The sequence below is a fragment of the Streptomyces seoulensis genome, from assembly GCF_022846655.1.
GTDB lineage: Bacteria > Actinomycetota > Actinomycetes > Streptomycetales > Streptomycetaceae > Streptomyces.
Window position 1 is genome coordinate 50,271 of the sequence record NZ_AP025667.1, and the last position, 15,829, is coordinate 66,099.

Sequence of the window (15,829 nt, forward strand, 5' to 3'; positions counted from 1 at the left end):
GTGCCCCTAGACTGTGGGCGGCCAGGGACGGGGGCCAGCACCAGCGACACCGAGAGACCGAAGCGACAGGCGCCGCCCCTGTCAGCTCGTGGAAAGGCCGGACGTGAACAAGCCCCTGCGCCGCATCGCAATCTTCTGCGGACTGCTCGTCCTGGCATTGCTGATCCGCGACAACTGGCTCCAGTACGTGAAGGCCGACGAGCTCCGCACCGCCGGGGACAACCGCCGGGTCGCCATCGAGCGCTACGCCGCCCCGCGCGGCGACATCATCGTGGACGGCGAGCCGATAACGGGTTCGGTCGAGACCAAGGCCGGCGACTTCAAGTACAAGCGCACGTACAAGAACGGGCCCATGTGGGCCCCGGTCACCGGCTACTCCTCCCAGGCGTTCGACAGCACCCAGCTCGAGAAGATCAACGACGGCATCCTGACCGGCAACGACGACCGGCTGTTCTTCCGCAACACCCTGGACATGCTGACCGGCAAGCCCAAGCAGGGCGGCAACGTCGTCACCACGCTCAACGCCGCGGCCCAGAAGGCCGCGTACGCCGGGCTGAAGAACCAGGGCGGCAAGGGCGCGGTCGTCGCGCTGGAGCCCTCCACCGGCAAGATCCTCTCGCTGGCCTCGTACCCCTCGTACGACCCGTCGTCCTTCGCGGGTTCCCGTGACGGCGACGCGGCGGCCTGGGGGAAGCTCCAGAAGAAGAGCGACTCCGCCGACCCGATGCTCAACCGGGCGCTGCGCGAGACCTACCCGCCCGGCTCGACCTTCAAGGTGGTCACCGCCGCCGCGGCGCTGGAGAGCGGCAAGTACTCCTCGGCCGACCAGAAGACGGACAGCCCGCTGCCCTGGGTCATGCCCGGCACGCAGACCGAGCTGAAGAACGAGGGCAACATCCCCTGCAAGGACGCGACCATGCGCGTCGCGCTCCAGTTCTCCTGCAACACCGTCTTCGGCAAGATCGGCGCCGACCTCGGCAACGACAAGATGCTGGAAGAGGCGAAGAAGTTCGGCTTCACCTCGGAGCACTTCACGCCGACCCGCGCCAACGCCTCGGTGTTCGGCAAGGACATGAACGACTCGCAGACCGCGCTGTCCTCCATCGGCCAGTTCGACACCGCCGCGACCCCGCTGCAGATGGCCATGGTCGCCTCCGCGGTCGCCAACGACGGCAAGCTGATGAAGCCGTACATGGTGGACTCGCTGCAGTCCTCCGGCATCGACCCGATCGAGAAGACCGAGCCGCAGGAGTTGAACCAGCCGCTGTCGCCGGGCAACGCGCAGATCCTGCAGTCGATGATGGAGACCGTCGTCAAGGACGGCACCGGTAAGAACGCGCAGATCAACGGCGTGACCGTGGGCGGCAAGACCGGTACCGCGCAGCACGGTGTGGAGAACAGCGAGAACCCCTACGCGTGGTTCATCTCCTACGCCAAGCTGCCCGACCACAGCGCTCCGGTGGCCGTGGCCGTGGTCATCGAGGACGACAACGCCGTCCGCGACGACATCTCCGGCGGCGGCCTGGCCGCCCCGATCGCGAAGAACGTCATGGAGGCGGTCATCAACTCCAAGAAGTGACCCCGCTCACGTGTCCTTCACATCGGCGCACGTTGCGATACCGGTCCGGTATCGGGTTACCGGCTTGGCCAGGTCACACAGAGCGAGCCGGGTACGGTAGGCCCGGACGGCAGCTCCGGCCGCGCACACCCGTGCCGGCCGGGACCGACGGAGAGGGCTGGTAAGTAGCTATGGAAGAGCCGCGTCGCCTAGGCGGCCGGTACGAGCTGGGCCACGTGCTCGGCCGTGGTGGCATGGCCGAGGTCTACCTCGCGCATGACACCCGCCTCGGCCGCACCGTGGCGGTGAAGACGCTGCGCGCGGACCTCGCGCGTGATCCGTCCTTCCAGGCCCGGTTCCGCCGGGAGGCCCAGTCTGCCGCCTCGCTCAACCATCCCGCGATCGTCGCGGTCTACGACACGGGCGAGGACTACATCGACGGGGTCTCGATCCCGTACATCGTGATGGAGTACGTCGACGGCTCCACGCTCCGTGAGCTGCTGCACTCCGGGCGCAAGCTGCTGCCCGAGCGCTCGATGGAGATGACCATCGGCATCCTCCAGGGCCTGGAGTACGCCCACCGCAGCGGCATCGTCCACCGGGACATCAAGCCGGCGAACGTCATGCTGACCCGCAACGGTCAGGTCAAGGTGATGGACTTCGGCATCGCCCGCGCCATGGGCGACTCCGGGATGACGATGACGCAGACCGCGGCCGTGATCGGCACCGCCCAGTACCTCTCGCCGGAGCAGGCCAAGGGCGAGCAGGTCGACGCCCGTTCCGACCTGTACTCCACGGGCTGCCTCCTCTACGAGCTGCTGACCGTCCGTCCGCCGTTCGTCGGCGACTCCCCGGTGGCCGTGGCCTACCAGCACGTCCGCGAGGAGCCGCAGCCGCCGAGCGTGTTCGACCCCGAGATCACGCCGGAGATGGACGCGATCGTCCTCAAGGCGCTGACCAAGGACCCGGACTACCGCTACCAGTCGGCCGACGAGATGCGCGCCGACATCGAGGCGTGCCTCGACGGCCAGCCCGTCGCCGCGACCGCGGCCATGAGCACGGTCGGCTACGGCTACGCCGACGACCAGGCCACCACCGCCATGCGGCAGGAGCCGGCCGGGGCGACGACGATGCTCCCGCCGATGAACCCGGACGACGGCGGCTACGGCTACGACGACCGGCCCGACCGGCGGCGCCAGCAGAAGAAGAGCAACAACACCTCCACGATCCTGCTCGCGGTCGCGGGCGTGCTGGTGCTCGTCGGCGCCGTCCTGATCGGGATGTGGATCTTCTCCGGCAAGCCCGAGAAACCGTTCCAGGCGCCGAACTTCGTGGGCAGCTCCCTCGAGGACGCCCGGAAGATGGCGGAGGCCTCGGATCTGAAGCTGGGCGACATCACACGCAAGCCGTGTGACAACCAGCCCAAGAACAAGATCTGTACGCAGGACCCGGCGGCCGGCTCGGACGTCAAGAAGGACGACACCGTCAACCTGTCCGTCTCCACGGGCGCGCCCAAGGTGACGGTCCCGAGCGTCATCGGGCTCAGCTTCGACGACGCCAGGGACAAGCTGGAAGGCGACGACTACCAGCTCACGGTGAAGAAGGAGCTCCGCGTCTCCAGCGACACCCCCGGCAACGTTCTCGACCAGAACCCCGTCGGCGGCAACGAGGTCCAGAAGGGCTCGAAGATCACTCTGATCGTCGCCAAGGCGGAGGAGAAGATCGCGGTTCCGGACGTCACCGGCAAGACCTGTGACGAGGCCAAGGCCGCCCTCCAGCAGGCGGGCCTCGCCCCGACCTGCAACGACCAGCCCGTGGCCGACCCGGCCCAGAACGGCAAGGTCCAGAGCACCAACCCGCCGGCCGGCACGCAGGTCAAGAAGAACACCCCGGTGTCCGTCAGCGTGGGCAAGAACGACACCCCGCAGCAGGTCCAGGTGCCCGAGGTCCGCAACCAGGCCCTCAAGGACGCCCGCAAGGCCCTCACCGACCTCGGCCTCCAGGTCCAGGCCCAGGGGCCGGGCGCCGGAGACGAGAACGGCCTGGTCTTCCAGCAGAACCCCCAGCCCGGCACCCCGGTCAACAAGGGCGACACCGTGACCCTCGGGGTCGTGAGCCAGGGTGGCAACAACGGCGGCGGCATCTTCGGCGGCCAGAACGGCTGACCCGCCCCGCGTACCGACGACACAGTCCCCCGGCACCCATTCGGTGCCGGGGGACTGTGTCGTTCTCCGCTCGTGCCCTGGAGGGCGTCGGTCAGCGCAGTTCCTTCGGAGGCGTCCGGTCGCTGTCCACCTTCTCGGTGCGGACCAGTTCCGCCCAGACCACGTAGCGGTAGCGGCTCGTGTAGACCGGGGTGCAGGTCGTCAGGGTGATGTAGTGGCCCGGCTCGGCCTTGCCGGATTCCTTCGGGACCTGGGCGAGGACGTCGACGTTGTACTTCGAGGTCTCGGGGAGGACCGAGTAGACCTTGTAGACGTACCACTCGTCCTTGGTCTCGAAGACGACCGGGTCGCCCTCCCGCACCTTGTCGATGTTGTGGAACTTGGCGCCGTGGCCGTCGCGGTGGGCGGCGAGGGTGAAGTTGCCCTTCTTGCCGGTCATCGGGAGCGTGGCCTTGGCCGGGTCGGTGTAGTAGCCGGCCACACCCTCGTCGAGGACGTCCGGAGAGGTGCCCTTCTCCACCAGCACGGTGCCGTTGCGCATGGCCGGGACATGGAGGAAGCCGATGCCCTGCTTGGTGTCCAGCGCGCCGGGGCCGGTGCTGGCGTGCGCCCAGTTGTCGCGGACCTTGTCGGCCTGCCGGTCGGCGTGCCGGTCGGCGACGACGTTCGTCCACCACAGCGAGTAGACGACGAAGAGACCGAGCACGATCCCGGCCGTGATGAGGAGTTCCCCGAGGAAGCTGACCGCGAGGGCGATCGGCCCCTGCCCCCGCGGCGGGCCCCCGCCCGTACCGGACGCGGCCGTGTGCTCTTCGGTGCCGTCGGCGGTCGCTGCCACAGATCCCCTGCCCATGTTCTGCTCTTCGGCTGATCGGCGGACCGCCGCTACTGGATGAGCGCGTCCGGCTTGCCCTTGCTGCGCGGGCGTTCCTCGACCATCTTGCCCCAGACGATCAGCCGGTACTTGCTGGTGAACTCGGGCGTGCAGGTGGTCAGGGTGATGTACCGCCCCTGCTGGGTGAACCCGGACCCCTTGGGCACCGGATTCAGCACACTGGTGTTGGACGGCGGCGTCACCGGCAGCATCGACGCCACCTTGTACACGAAGTACTCGTCCTGCGTCTCGACCACGACCGCGTCGCCCGCCACCAGCCGGTTGACGTAGCGGAACGGCTCACCATGGGTGTTGCGGTGCGCGGCGAGCCCGAAGTTGCCCGTCTTGTCGTACGGCATCGCCGTCTTCAGCGGGGCCTCGCCGTAGTGGCCGACCATGCCCTTGTCGAGCACGTTCTTGTTGCTGACGCCCTCCGCGATCGGCGCGACCACGTCCAGCTTGGGGATGTGCAGGATGGCGAACCCCTGCCCCGGCTCGAACGCACCCGGCGCCCGCTTGCCGTTCGCCCAGTCGTCCTGGAGCTGGCTCGTCTCGCTGCCCGCCTCCGCGTGCGCCCGGACGTTCGTCCACCAGAGCTGGTAGGTGACGAACAGCAGCATGACCACGCCGGTGGTGATGAAGATTTCGCCGACCGCCCGGCTCACCAGGACCGCCGCCCCCGGCTTGCGCGCCCGCGCCTGCTGCCGGGCCTCCATCCGCGACAGCGGCCGCCCCGAGCCCGACCCGGACCCCGCCGGTACCGCCGCTCCCGTGTCCCGGCCACCGCCACGCCGTCCACCGTGCCCGCCGCCACGCTTGGCGGCCTTCCTGCGGGCCGCGCGGCCTCCGGTGGCTGATCCGGCGCCCGAGGCTCCGGCGGAGGCGCTCAGCGAGCCGTACGCGCCCTCCGGCGCACCGGGCATCCGCAGCGCCATCGTCCGGTCGTCCAGCGGGAGTTCGGGCATCGGCGCGTAGTCGTCCACGGCGGGCATCCGCGCCGTTCCCGGATCGGCCGGGCCCATGAACGCCGGACCGTAGGACCCGTACGGCACCCCGCCGTACCCGTCCTCGCGCTCCGGGCGCGGCGTGGTCACGCCGAGGCCCTGCCCACCACCGGGGCGAGCCCCGCCGACCTCGCCACCGCGTCGCGGTCGCCGCACTCGGCCAGCCAGTTGGCCAGCATCCGGTGGCCGTGCTCGGTCAGCACCGACTCGGGATGGAACTGCACGCCCTCCACCGGGAGTTCACGGTGGCGCAGCCCCATGATGATCCCGTCCTCGGTGCGGGCGGTGACCTCGAGCTCGGCGGGCACGGTGGCCGGCTCGGCGGCCAGCGAGTGGTACCGGGTGGCGATGAACGGCGTCGGGAGGCCGGCGAAGACACCCCGGCCCTCGTGGATCACGGGCGAGGTCTTGCCGTGCAGCAGCTCCGGCGCCCGGTCGACCACACCGCCGTAGGCGACCTGCATCGACTGCATGCCGAGGCAGACCCCGAAGACCGGGACGCCGGTCGCGGCGCAGTGCCGGACCATGTCCACGCAGACCCCGGCCTCCTCGGGCGTGCCCGGTCCGGGCGAGAGGAGGACGCCGTCGAAACCGTCCTGGGCGTGGGCCGTGGTCACCTCGTCGTTGCGCAGCACCTCGCACTCGGCGCCGAGCTGGTACAGGTACTGGACGAGGTTGAAGACGAAGCTGTCGTAGTTGTCGACGACGAGAATCCGCGCGCTGCTCACTGGTTGTCCACCGTCACATCGTTGAAGGGCAGCAGCGGTTCCGCCCAGGGGAACACGTACTGGAACAGGACGTAGACCGCGGCCACGACGAGCACGAGCGAGATCAGTGCCCTCACCAACGCGTTGCCCGGCAGATGCCGCCAGATCCAGCCGTACATGCCGTCCCTTCCGTTCCTCCACGGCTCCTGACTCACGCCGTACGGCACCAGACTAACGGCGCCGGGTCCGTCACCGGCCTGCCTGGAGCACACCTGGACATACGGGTCCGGGCCCCGATCACCTCAACGACGAGCGTGCCGTTTTCGCGCCGCTCCAGGCCCGCCGGGGCGGGCGAACATGCGGTCGCCGGGTGAGCTGCGGCTACTTCACCGGGGTCGCGTAGTGCAGGTCGACGGTGCCGGTGTAGCCGGGCAGGGTGACGGTGCCCTCGTCGGCCACGTCCCAGCCGAGGCCGTAGACGTTGACGTACACCATGTAGTTCTGGATCGCCTTGCTCGCGGCGAGCGCCTGCTTCAGCCGGTCCGGGTCACCCACAGCGGTGATCTTGTACGGGGGCGAGTAGACCCGGCCCTGGAGGATCAGGGTGTTGCCGACGCAGCGGACCGCGCTGGTGGAGATCAGCCGCTGGTCCATGACCTTGATGCCTTGGGCGCCGCCGTGCCACAGCGCGTTGACCACCGCCTGGAGGTCCTGCTGGTGGATGACGAGGTAGTCGGGCTGCGGCGGGGGATAGCCGGGGAGCTTGGCGGTGGCGTTCGGCGGGGCGTCGTTGAGGGTGACGGTGACCGCCTTGCCGGTGAGCCGCTCGGTGCCGGCGCTCTTCTCGAGACCGCCCAGCCGCTCGTCCTGGGCACGGCTGCTGCCGTCGTCGCCCTCGGCCAGCGATTCGACGTTGTGCCGCAGTGTGGCGTTGGACTCGTCCAGGCCCTGGTTCTTCCGGCTGCGCTCCTGGATCAGGTCCGACAGCTTCAGCAGCGAGGTGTCGGTGCGCAGGTCGGTGCCCTTGGCGGTGTTGAAGCTGGTCACGAAGATGAGCCCGGCCAGAGCGAAGACCCCGGCGGTGAGAATCCGGACCGGCCTGAAGCGCGGACGACGGGCCGGAGCGGAACCCATTGATTCCGTACCCTGGGAGTCGGCAGAATTGCTCAACGTACCCTTATCTCCTTCGGCGCCGCGGAAGCACTACGCTAACGGACGTCCGGGGGAGCGCTCAGTGTGCCCTTGCCGTCCCCTCGTACGCTGCCCCGAGCCCGACCCAGACACCTGCGCGGCCACGCAGCGCATCGACAGGGAGAGACCTTCGTGCCGAAGTCACGTATCCGCAAGAAGGCCGACTACACGCCGCCGCCCGTCAAGCAGGCGCAGGCCATCAAGCTCACCAACAGCGCCTGGGTCGCGCCCGTCATGCTGACCATGTTCCTCATCGGCCTGGCGTGGATCGTGGTGTTCTACGTGACCGACGGCTCGCTGCCGATCGACAGCCTGGACAACTGGAACATCGTCGTCGGCTTCGGCTTCATCGCGGCGGGCTTCGGCGTCTCCACCCAGTGGAAGTGACCGGGCTCCAGGCCCGGTCCCGGCGAGCTCTACCCACGGCTCTCCGCTGAGTTATCCACAGGCCAAGGCAGTTTCCACATCCCCCTGGGGAAAAGGAATACGATCTGTGGATAACTAATCCCCGGTTGACGCCGGAAACACCATCCCACGACTGTTCACCATCTCAGCGCCCCCTGCCTGACCTGCGGATACTCATCCGAGCGGCGGGGGGCACAGTCGTTACCGCACAGTGTGCACAAGATCGGACACACACTGTGGACAAGTTCGGTCTCAGGTGAGCTGAACGGTTCTCACCAGGGTGAGCACGGCCACCACGACGAGCACCAGCGCACAGGCGCCGTACTGCACCAGGGCCCGCCGCTCGCGTGGGGCGTACACCATCGCGGCGCCGGTGATCAGTCCGGCGACCAGGCCGCCGATGTGCGCCTGCCAGGCGATGTTCGCCCAGCCGAACGTGATGATCAGGTTGACCACCAGCAGCACGATGACCGGCCGCATGTCGTACCGGAGGCGGCGGAGCAGCACGGCGGTGGCGCCGAACAGGCCGAAGATCGCACCGGACGCGCCCAGGGAGGGCTGATTCGGGGCGGCCAGCAGATAGGTGAGCGCGCTGCCCGCCAGACCGGAGATCAGGTAGAGCGCGAGGTAGCGGGCGCGGCCGAGGGCGGCCTCCAGCGGGCCGCCGATCCACCACAGGCTGAGCATGTTGAACAGGATGTGGACGTACCCGCTGTGCAGGAACATCGAGGTCAGCAGGCGGTAGTACTGGCCCTCGGCGACACCCTGCACGCCGGGTAGGTGGGCGGCGTAAGCCTGGCCGATGAGGTCCAGGCGGTTGGTGAAGACATCGCCCGCGGACATCTGCACCAGGAAGAGAGCCAGGTTCAGCCCGATGAGGATCTTGGTGACCAGCCTGGGATCGCTGGTCAGGGTGCCGCCCGCCAGGGTGCGGGGCCGGTTGTCGGCCGGGACGTGACCCGCGGCCGGTCCGGTGCCGCTCGGGCCGGGGGTGCCGCCGCGCACGCAGTCGGGGCACTGGAAGCCGACGGATGCGTCGACCATGCACTCGGGGCAGATCGGCCGGTCGCAGCGGGTGCAGCGCACACCGGTCTCGCGGTCCGGGTGGCGGTAGCACCCGGGCACGCTGCGGGCGTCCTGGGCGCCGGCTGCGGCCTGGTCCATGAGATCCCCTTGTCCCTCGCGTCGTCCGCCGGAGCTCCGGGGGCGCGGCTCCGCCCCCGCTCATCCTTACGGACGAGCGGGGCGTTTGGTTCCCTATGCGGGATTTACCGGCGCCGGGTGCGCTTCCGGGTCAGCTTCCGGGTCAGCTCTCGGTCTTCTCCACGACCACGGACTCGATCACCACGTCCTCGACCGGACGGTCGTTGCGGCCGGTGGGGACGGCGGCGATGGCGTCGACCACCTTCTGGCTCGCCTGGTCGGCGACCTCGCCGAAGATGGTGTGCTTGCGGTTCAGCCAGGTGGTCGGCGAGACCGTGATGAAGAACTGCGAGCCGTTGGTGCCCGGCCCGGCGTTGGCCATGGCGAGCAGATACGGCTTGTTGAAGGACAGATCGGGGTGGAACTCGTCCGGGAACTGGTAGCCGGGGCCGCCGATGCCGGTGCCGAGCGGGTCGCCGCCCTGCAGCATGAACCCGCTGATCACCCGGTGGAAGGTGGTGCCGTCGTACAGCCGGTCCGTGCTCTCCACGCCCGTCCCCGGATGCTTCCAGGAGCGCTCGCCCTGGGCCAGCTCGACGAAGTTCCTCACCGTGGCCGGCGTGTGGTTCGCGAACAGCCGGATCTTGATGTCGCCGTGGTTCGTCTTCAGGGTGGCGTAAAGCTGCTCGGCCACGATCTGCCTTCCGTTGTCTTTCCGTTCGCCTCCGATCCTCGCACGCCCGGGGCGGCCCGGAGCCGGGCGGGCGGCGGCGAGTTCGGCCCCGCGCGGGCGGCGCTCGGCGGGGAATCGTGGCAGGGTCGTCAGCGGGGCCGGCTGCCCGGAATTTCACGAATTCGACAGAGATCGGCACCCGTATGCCCGTCCACGCATGCTGCGTGGGCCCGAGGCAGGCATGATCCGTAACAGGGTGGACAGTCGAAATACCGTACGCCACCGAGGAGGAGGTTCCCGTGACCCGCATCGACAGCGTGCGCGCCGCGACCGGTTCGGCCAAGGACAGCGTGCTGCACGCAGCGGACGTGGTGGCGCCTTATGCCGACACGGCCAAGGAGCGTGCCGCTCATTACACGCAGGAGGCACGTGTACGGCTGGCGCCCGTGGTCGCCCAGGCGGCCGACCAGGCACGCCTTCAGTACGACGCCCGGCTCGCCCCTCGGGTGGAGCGAGCCCTCTCCCATGTGCCGCCGAAGGTCGACCAGGCAGCGCAGGAGGCAGCCGTGCTCACCCGCAAGGCCGCCAAGCAGGCGGCCGAGGCGTCCCGTCCGGTGATCGAGCAGGCCGTGGCCGCCGCCACCCCGGTGTACGACGAGGCCGCCGCACGCAGTGCCGCCGCCTTGGTCGCGCTGCGGGGCAATGTCTCGGCCAAGCAGATCGAGAACCTGGCCCGCCGCAACGAGCGCCGGGGCCGCAGGGGCCGGGCGCTGAAGTACGTGGCACTGGCGAGCCTGCTCGCGGGCGGCGCCTACGCCGTGTGGCAGTGGTGGGACCGCCAGGCCAACCCGGACTGGCTGGTCGAGCCGCCGGCCGCCACGGAGATGCCCGACGCCGCCCGGCTGCACTCGGTCGACGGCACCGGCCCCTCCGTGCTGGACCCGGAGGTCCAGGCGAAGATCGACGAAGACATCGAGGGCGACGAGAACAGGTGACCTGACCCCCAAGTCACGGGCACCACCCGCTGTTTCACGTGAAACAGCACCCCGCGAAACCCTGAGCCCCGTCCCCACGGTGGCACGAAGAAGCCCCCTCCGATCTGCGTTTCCGCAGGTCGGAGGGGGCTTTCGCTGTGGAGCCTAGGGGAGTCGAACCCCTGACATCTGCCATGCAAAGACAGCGCTCTACCAACTGAGCTAAGGCCCCGGAAGGGAACGACCGGCAGGAGAACCTGCTCCCGGCGGGCGTCGCAGACCAGAGTACCGGTTCACCCCCCGTATCCCGCAAAAAGATTGGGGGTCCCCGCGAATGACCACGCTCCGTAGGATGCTCGACGTGGTTCGCTACAGCGAACCTCGGTTTCTGGGGAAGCGATGGGGAGACGCAATGGACGCCGCACAGCAGGAAGCCACCGCGAGAGCGCGGGAGCTGCAGCGGAACTGGTACGGGGAGCCGCTGGGGGCGCTCTTCCGTAAGCTCATCGACGATCTCGGGCTCAATCAGGCCCGGCTCGCCGCCGCTCTGGGGCTGTCGGCTCCGATGCTGTCGCAGTTGATGAGCGGCCAGCGCGCCAAGATCGGCAACCCGGCCGTGGTCCAGCGGGTGCAGCTCCTGCAGGAGCTGGCCGCCCAGGTCGCGGACGGCAGCGTGAGCGCGGCCGAGGCGACCGACCGCATGGACGAGATCAAGAAGTCCCAGGGAGGCTCCGTGCTGAGCAACACCACGCAGACGACGAGCAGTTCGGGCGCGCCGACGGTCAAGCGGGTGGTGCGCGAGATCCAGTCGCTGCTGCGCTCGGTCGCCGCCGCCGGGGACATCATCGACGCCGCGGACACCCTCGCCCCGACCCACCCCGAACTGGCAGAGTTCCTCCGGGTCTACGGCGCGGGCCGCACCGCCGACGCGGTCGCGCACTACCAGTCCCACCAGAGCTGACCCCCGGCCCGGTCCGGAGGGGGTCCGGCACCGGGCCCGGTCGTACGGCCGGGGCAGCACACCAGGGGGAGGAGCTGCGACGGTCATGGGTGAGGTCTTCGCGGGGCGGTACGAGCTTGCCGACCCGATCGGGCGTGGCGGTGTGGGCGCGGTATGGCGCGCCTGGGACCACCGCAGACGGCGCTATGTCGCCGCCAAGGTGCTCCAGCAGCGCGACGCCCACACCCTGCTGCGCTTCGTGCGCGAGCAGGCGCTGCGCATCGATCATCCGCATGTGCTGGCACCGGCGAGCTGGGCGGCCGACGACGACCAGGTCATGTTCACCATGGACCTGGTGTCCGGCGGCTCACTGGTCCATCTGATCAACGACTACGGCCCCCTTCCGCCGGTGTTCGTCTGCACCCTGCTGGACCAGTTGCTGTCCGGCCTGAGCGCCGTGCACGCCGAGGGGGTCGTGCACCGGGACATCAAGCCCGCCAACGTGCTGCTGGAGGCCACGGGCACCGGCCGGCCGAGGCTCAGGCTGTCCGACTTCGGCATCGCCATGCGGTTCGGGGAGCCCCGGCTCACCGAGACCAACCTCGTGGTGGGCACGCCGGGGTATCTGGCGCCCGAGCAACTACTGGGGGCCGAACCCGACTTCCCCGGTGACCTGTTCGCCGTGGGCCTGGTCGCCCTGTACCTCCTGGAGGGGGCCAAACCGGACGGCAAGGAGATCGTGCGGTACTTCCTGGAGCACGGGACGCCGGGCGCGCCCGCGCGGGTGCCCGAGCCGCTGTGGCAGGTGATCGCCACCCTGCTCCAGCCCGACCCCGCCGCCCGCTTCCGCACGGCCACGGGTGCGCGCAAGGCGCTCGCCGCCGCAAGGGAACTCCTGCCGGAGCCCGGTCCCGACGACGAACCCATCGAGATCTTCGACCAGCTCGGCCCCCTGCCCCCCGGCTTCGGCCCCGAAGGCCCGCACAAGCCCGCGGCCGCGGTGGACGTGCGCTGGGAACGCCGGGCACCCGGCGCACCGGACACCAGCGGCACCACGACCGACGCACCGATCCCGAACGTCCCCGCCCCCGTGTCCTCGGGCGCCGTCGGCCTGCCCATGTCCGACACCGGCAGCTTCCATCTCCCGCCGCCGCGGCCGGCCCGGCCCGCCGCCGACCCGCAGACCGCCGCGTACACCGCCCGCGACCCGCGCACCCCTCCTCCCGGCCGGCCCGCCCGGGAGCCACGCACCCCTCCCGTCGGCCACCGCGCCCCACACCGCCCGCGTCCCGGCCCCCCGGCCAGGGTGGCGGTCCCGGTGCTGCTGCTGGCGCTGGTCTGTTACGCCATAGGTTTCTGGGCGCTGGCCCGCGCCTGAGCGCGCCGGGCCAGCAGTGTCCAGGCGCCCAGCGCCAGCAGGAGCGCGGTACCGGCGCCGAGCCCGCCGTAGGCCAGCGCCCGCATCGCCGGATCGCCGCCCGAGGCGTCCCCGGTGTCCGCGGCCCGACGGTCCTGCGCGGTCACGGTGAAGAGGTCGTCCGGCTCGGAGTGCCCCAGGTACTCCGGACCGGCATGCGCGTCTCCGTCCACCCGCACCCGGAGCGTCACCCCGAAGGGGCCGGAGCCGAAGGAGTCCGCCATGCGCTCGCCGAGGTGGACGACCAGGTAGTAGTCACCGGCGAAGCGGACCGCGTTCTCGCCGCTCGGGACGGCGTAGCGGTTGGTGTACTCGACCGGGGGCAGCGGGGCGAGGGCGGCGGCGCGGCGGGTGCCGGTGTAGCCGAGGGCGACGTCGTCGACGGGGACGCGCGCCGGGTTCAGCAGCGAGAGGGTGAGGGCGCCGCCGACATAGCCGTGGCCGCTGGTGGTGGCGTCCAGTTCGGCCCCGGCATGCACCTGGCGGCCCCAGTCGACCGGGACCTTGTAGAAGAGGGTGTCGCCGGGCGCGAGACGGGTGCGCCAGACGCCCTGGCCGAGGGGGCGGGCGGCGTCGAAGCCGTCGCCTCCCCTTCTCTCCCGCGGGGCGTCGTCGGGCGGGAGAGGGGTGGCGGAGTTCCAGGAGCGGGGCGGGGTGGTGGGGCCGCCGGTGGCGGCGAGGCCGGGTTCGGTGGCGGGGGCGAGCTCCAGGTCCCAGCGGTCCGGGTCGGAGTTCTTTGCGTCCAGGCGTTCCACGAGCAGGTAGTACACGGCGGCGCTCTGGCACAGGGACTTGCCGGTGTCCCGCTGGCCGACGGCCGTGACGGGCCGGGGGCTCAGTCCGGCGCCGAAGGACGCCGAGGAGTAGAAGCAGGGGTTGCCGTCGGCGTCCTGGAGCGAGACCCGGATGCCGTCCGTGGCGGCGACGCCGGTGCCGCGCGGAGGTACGGCGGTGACGGGGACGTAGACATCGTCTCTGGACGTCAGGGTGAGGCGGTAGTAGAGCCTGCCGTGTGCCGGGAGGGAGCTGCGGTAGGTCCGGCCGGGGGTGAGCGTCCGCGCTCCGGCGGTGTCCGGTGCGCCCGCGAGGCTTTGGGCACCGGGCGCGAAGGCGTAGCCGGTCCCGCTCGGCACGGCCAGGGCGTCCGGGGCGGGTACCCAGGCGACGGTCCACATCACGGCCCCCGCGCACAGGGCCCTCACCGCGTTCCGCAACCCCCGCCGCATGCGCCGCCCCCTGCCCCTAGGCCACCGTCCGCACCGTCCGGGGCCCATCCTGCCCGGTGCCGCTTGCGCCATCAGGGTTTTCGCGCGGCCGTCCGAAACGTCCGCGCCCCATGGACGAGGCGTACACCACCTGCCGGGGCCCGGCAACACGGAACCCCGGCCGCTTCAGCGACCGGGGTCCGTTCACATCGTGGTGCCGGGGTTTCAGGTACCGGTGGGCACGGAGTCGGTGGCTTCCGTCCACAGGTCCTGCTCGGCGCGATCCGCCTGGATCTGGCGGTACACAAGGAGACCGCCGATGGCGGCCAGTGCGACCAGGAGCAGCTTCTTCACCGCGCGACCTCGTCTTTCGTTGACGTAGGGGACCTCTGGCGCCCGACTATACACACCGGCCGAGACCGATCGGTGACCTGCGGCGGCCTCCAACTCCCGCCCCCTGTCAGGGGTTGCGGCGGCCCGGCACTGTTGCGATCGGAGGGTGATCACACCCGCACAGAGGGTTTCCTTCCTCCTGATTGACGGCACTTTCAGGGGTTTTCCACCTCCTTGCACCCATCCGAGTGGTGTTCATCTGAACATCGACGCGCCACGGGCGTCGGTCCACTACTTCGCGGCCCGCATACACATCATGAGGAAAGTACGCAAATCGCCCAACCTGAAAGTGAGGGGCCATGGCCAGGAACAAGGTCATGACGCTGTGGACCGCCATCGTCACCGCCTTCCTCGCGCTGTGCACGGCGCTCGGACTCGTCACCGCGACCGCCCCGGCCGCCTCGGCCCGCACCGAGAGCCCGAGTCACGGCAGCACGGAGCACACCGCCCCGACGGCACCGGCGGCCACGAGCCACCAGGTCTGGTCACAAGCCAGAGCCCTGCCCCCCACGATGAAGCAGCGCATCCGGGCCGAGGCCCACGGGAAGTCCCCCCACTGCCGGCACCGCGCCCTCACCGGACGGGAGACGGGCACCGGTACCCCGCACCGCGTCGCCGCCCCGGACCGCACCGAGACCACCCACCGCCAGGAGAGCACCGAGCAGTACGCGTCCCACCTCGACTGCTGAGCCCCTCAGGCGGACATCCAGCCCCGCGGACGTCTCGACACACTGGCGACTTGCGTACCCGACCGTCGACACGGAACGCCCCCTGGCCCACCGGCCCGGGGGCCCGCGCCACGTCCGCCTCATTCCCCCAGCAGCACAGCCTGCGAAGGACACCTCTCCGCGATCTCGCGCACCAGCGGATCGTCGCCGGAATCCTCCCGGCCGGGCCTGACCACGCCGTACCCCTCGACGAAGTCGAAGACCTCGGGAGCGCGGTACGCGCACTCGGCCGAGCCGTAACAGGCGTTCCGGTCCACGGACACCTTCATGCGTCCTCCCCTGCTCGCACGGGCAGCCCCGGCGCGGCGGGCCACCAGCGGCCCGCGTCTACGACGACCCTGCCCCCGCCACACCCGCCCGAACCGGCGGCGCGGCAGCGGCGTGCCACCGCCCGTCCGGCACCGGTCCCTCCCCTCGTGGGGACCGGTACCGAACGGAGCGGGGGGTCTTCG

At 70.3% G+C, this 15,829-nt stretch carries 17 protein-coding genes and 1 tRNA gene; 7 read left to right on the plus strand and 11 right to left on the minus strand.

All coding sequences use genetic code 11. The features are described 5' to 3' along the window. The first annotated feature begins 103 nt into the window (after nucleotides 1–103). Together HEK131_RS00250 and pknB are read left to right on the plus strand one after the other, a co-directional pair. Nucleotides 104–1,579, plus strand: a complete 1,476-nt coding sequence (locus tag HEK131_RS00250; RefSeq protein WP_217463546.1) for a peptidoglycan D,D-transpeptidase FtsI family protein — start codon at nucleotides 104–106, stop codon at nucleotides 1,577–1,579. Nucleotides 1,580–1,749: 170 nt separating this feature from the next. After that, nucleotides 1,750–3,723 carry a Stk1 family PASTA domain-containing Ser/Thr kinase gene (gene pknB / locus HEK131_RS00255; protein ID WP_244333202.1) on the plus strand — a complete coding sequence of 658 codons (1,974 nt, stop codon included), beginning with the start codon at nucleotides 1,750–1,752 and terminating at the stop codon, nucleotides 3,721–3,723. 91 nt (nucleotides 3,724–3,814) lie between these two features. Here pknB and HEK131_RS00260 read toward each other — a convergent pair whose 3' ends face one another. From HEK131_RS00260 to HEK131_RS00280, 5 genes are all read right to left on the minus strand, one after another. After that, nucleotides 3,815–4,576 carry a class E sortase gene (locus tag HEK131_RS00260; RefSeq protein WP_432215603.1) on the minus strand — a complete coding sequence of 254 codons (762 nt, stop codon included), beginning with the start codon at nucleotides 4,574–4,576 and terminating at the stop codon, nucleotides 3,815–3,817. A 32-nt stretch (nucleotides 4,577–4,608) separates the two neighbouring features. Next, nucleotides 4,609–5,691 (minus strand): class E sortase, encoded by a 1,083-nt coding sequence (locus HEK131_RS00265; RefSeq protein ID WP_244333203.1) that lies wholly within the window; start codon nucleotides 5,689–5,691, stop codon nucleotides 4,609–4,611. Then, entirely contained in the window at nucleotides 5,688–6,329 is a 642-nt protein-coding gene (locus tag HEK131_RS00270) for an aminodeoxychorismate/anthranilate synthase component II (protein ID WP_161147155.1), read from the minus strand. The genes HEK131_RS00265 and HEK131_RS00270 overlap by 4 nt, the downstream gene beginning before the upstream one ends. Further along, nucleotides 6,326–6,487 carry a hypothetical protein gene (locus tag HEK131_RS00275; protein WP_030805941.1) on the minus strand — a complete coding sequence of 54 codons (162 nt, stop codon included), beginning with the start codon at nucleotides 6,485–6,487 and terminating at the stop codon, nucleotides 6,326–6,328. The genes HEK131_RS00270 and HEK131_RS00275 overlap by 4 nt, the downstream gene beginning before the upstream one ends. A 202-nt stretch (nucleotides 6,488–6,689) precedes the next feature. Further along, complete coding sequence (locus HEK131_RS00280; RefSeq protein WP_217463544.1) at nucleotides 6,690–7,478, minus strand: DUF881 domain-containing protein; 789 nt, start codon at nucleotides 7,476–7,478, stop codon at nucleotides 6,690–6,692. 153 nt (nucleotides 7,479–7,631) lie between these two features. Here HEK131_RS00280 and crgA point away from each other — a divergent pair, with 153 nt between their 5' ends. Further along, nucleotides 7,632–7,886: a cell division protein CrgA gene (gene crgA, locus HEK131_RS00285; protein ID WP_244333204.1), complete on the plus strand. Its 255-nt coding sequence runs from the start codon at nucleotides 7,632–7,634 to the stop codon at nucleotides 7,884–7,886. A gap of 270 nt (nucleotides 7,887–8,156) precedes the next feature. Here crgA and HEK131_RS00290 read toward each other — a convergent pair whose 3' ends face one another. Next, on the minus strand, nucleotides 8,157–9,068 hold the full coding sequence (locus tag HEK131_RS00290; RefSeq protein ID WP_244333205.1) for a rhomboid family intramembrane serine protease: 912 nt from the start codon (nucleotides 9,066–9,068) through the stop codon (nucleotides 8,157–8,159). A gap of 142 nt (nucleotides 9,069–9,210) precedes the next feature. Continuing rightward, nucleotides 9,211–9,741, minus strand: coding sequence for a peptidylprolyl isomerase (locus HEK131_RS00295; RefSeq protein WP_217463542.1), 531 nt, complete (start codon nucleotides 9,739–9,741; stop codon nucleotides 9,211–9,213). A gap of 278 nt (nucleotides 9,742–10,019) precedes the next feature. Here HEK131_RS00295 and HEK131_RS00300 point away from each other — a divergent pair, with 278 nt between their 5' ends. Then, a complete protein-coding gene (locus HEK131_RS00300) occupies nucleotides 10,020–10,715 on the plus strand; it encodes a DUF5324 family protein (RefSeq protein ID WP_244333206.1) in 696 nt (231 codons plus the stop codon). 138 nt (nucleotides 10,716–10,853) lie between these two features. On the opposite strand, the gene HEK131_RS00305 is transcribed toward HEK131_RS00300, so the two are convergent. Next, a tRNA-Ala gene (locus HEK131_RS00305) sits at nucleotides 10,854–10,926 on the minus strand. Between the two features lie 180 nt (nucleotides 10,927–11,106). On the opposite strand from HEK131_RS00305, the gene HEK131_RS00310 reads away from it, so the two are divergent. Further along, nucleotides 11,107–11,655 (plus strand): helix-turn-helix domain-containing protein, encoded by a 549-nt coding sequence (locus HEK131_RS00310; protein WP_030805968.1) that lies wholly within the window; start codon nucleotides 11,107–11,109, stop codon nucleotides 11,653–11,655. An 85-nt stretch (nucleotides 11,656–11,740) separates the two neighbouring features. Then, complete coding sequence (locus tag HEK131_RS00315) at nucleotides 11,741–13,012, plus strand: serine/threonine-protein kinase (RefSeq protein WP_244333207.1); 1,272 nt, start codon at nucleotides 11,741–11,743, stop codon at nucleotides 13,010–13,012. Here HEK131_RS00315 and HEK131_RS00320 read toward each other — a convergent pair. Beyond that, a complete protein-coding gene (locus tag HEK131_RS00320) occupies nucleotides 12,976–14,277 on the minus strand; it encodes a hypothetical protein (RefSeq protein ID WP_244333208.1) in 1,302 nt (433 codons plus the stop codon). The genes HEK131_RS00315 and HEK131_RS00320 overlap by 37 nt on opposite strands. A gap of 204 nt (nucleotides 14,278–14,481) precedes the next feature. Then, nucleotides 14,482–14,610 carry a DLW-39 family protein gene (locus HEK131_RS00325; RefSeq protein ID WP_217463539.1) on the minus strand — a complete coding sequence of 43 codons (129 nt, stop codon included), beginning with the start codon at nucleotides 14,608–14,610 and terminating at the stop codon, nucleotides 14,482–14,484. A gap of 338 nt (nucleotides 14,611–14,948) precedes the next feature. Between HEK131_RS00325 and HEK131_RS00330 the strand changes: the two genes are divergently transcribed. After that, the gene (locus HEK131_RS00330) at nucleotides 14,949–15,338 is read left to right on the plus strand and encodes a DUF6344 domain-containing protein (RefSeq protein ID WP_244333209.1); all 390 of its coding nucleotides are present in this window, start codon (nucleotides 14,949–14,951) and stop codon (nucleotides 15,336–15,338) included. A 119-nt stretch (nucleotides 15,339–15,457) separates the two neighbouring features. On the opposite strand, the gene HEK131_RS00335 is transcribed toward HEK131_RS00330, so the two are convergent. Continuing rightward, nucleotides 15,458–15,646, minus strand: coding sequence for a ferredoxin (locus tag HEK131_RS00335; RefSeq protein WP_244333210.1), 189 nt, complete (start codon nucleotides 15,644–15,646; stop codon nucleotides 15,458–15,460). Between the last annotated feature and the right edge of the window lie 183 nt (nucleotides 15,647–15,829).

Bases quoted from the DNA above. Each gene is read 5' to 3' on its own strand.
- HEK131_RS00260 (WP_432215603.1), bottom strand. From the start codon at position 4,576: ATGGGCAGGGGATCTGTGGCAGCGACCGCCGACGGCACCGAAGAGCAC.
- HEK131_RS00330 (WP_244333209.1), top strand. From the start codon at position 14,949: ATGGCCAGGAACAAGGTCATGACGCTGTGGACCGCCATCGTCACCGCC.
- HEK131_RS00275 (WP_030805941.1), bottom strand. From the start codon at position 6,487: ATGTACGGCTGGATCTGGCGGCATCTGCCGGGCAACGCGTTGGTGAGG.
- HEK131_RS00290 (WP_244333205.1), bottom strand. From the start codon at position 9,068: ATGGACCAGGCCGCAGCCGGCGCCCAGGACGCCCGCAGCGTGCCCGGG.
- pknB (WP_244333202.1), top strand. From the start codon at position 1,750: ATGGAAGAGCCGCGTCGCCTAGGCGGCCGGTACGAGCTGGGCCACGTG.
- HEK131_RS00310 (WP_030805968.1), top strand. From the start codon at position 11,107: ATGGACGCCGCACAGCAGGAAGCCACCGCGAGAGCGCGGGAGCTGCAG.
- HEK131_RS00315 (WP_244333207.1), top strand. From the start codon at position 11,741: ATGGGTGAGGTCTTCGCGGGGCGGTACGAGCTTGCCGACCCGATCGGG.
- HEK131_RS00335 (WP_244333210.1), bottom strand. From the start codon at position 15,646: ATGAAGGTGTCCGTGGACCGGAACGCCTGTTACGGCTCGGCCGAGTGC.
- HEK131_RS00320 (WP_244333208.1), bottom strand. From the start codon at position 14,277: ATGCGGCGGGGGTTGCGGAACGCGGTGAGGGCCCTGTGCGCGGGGGCC.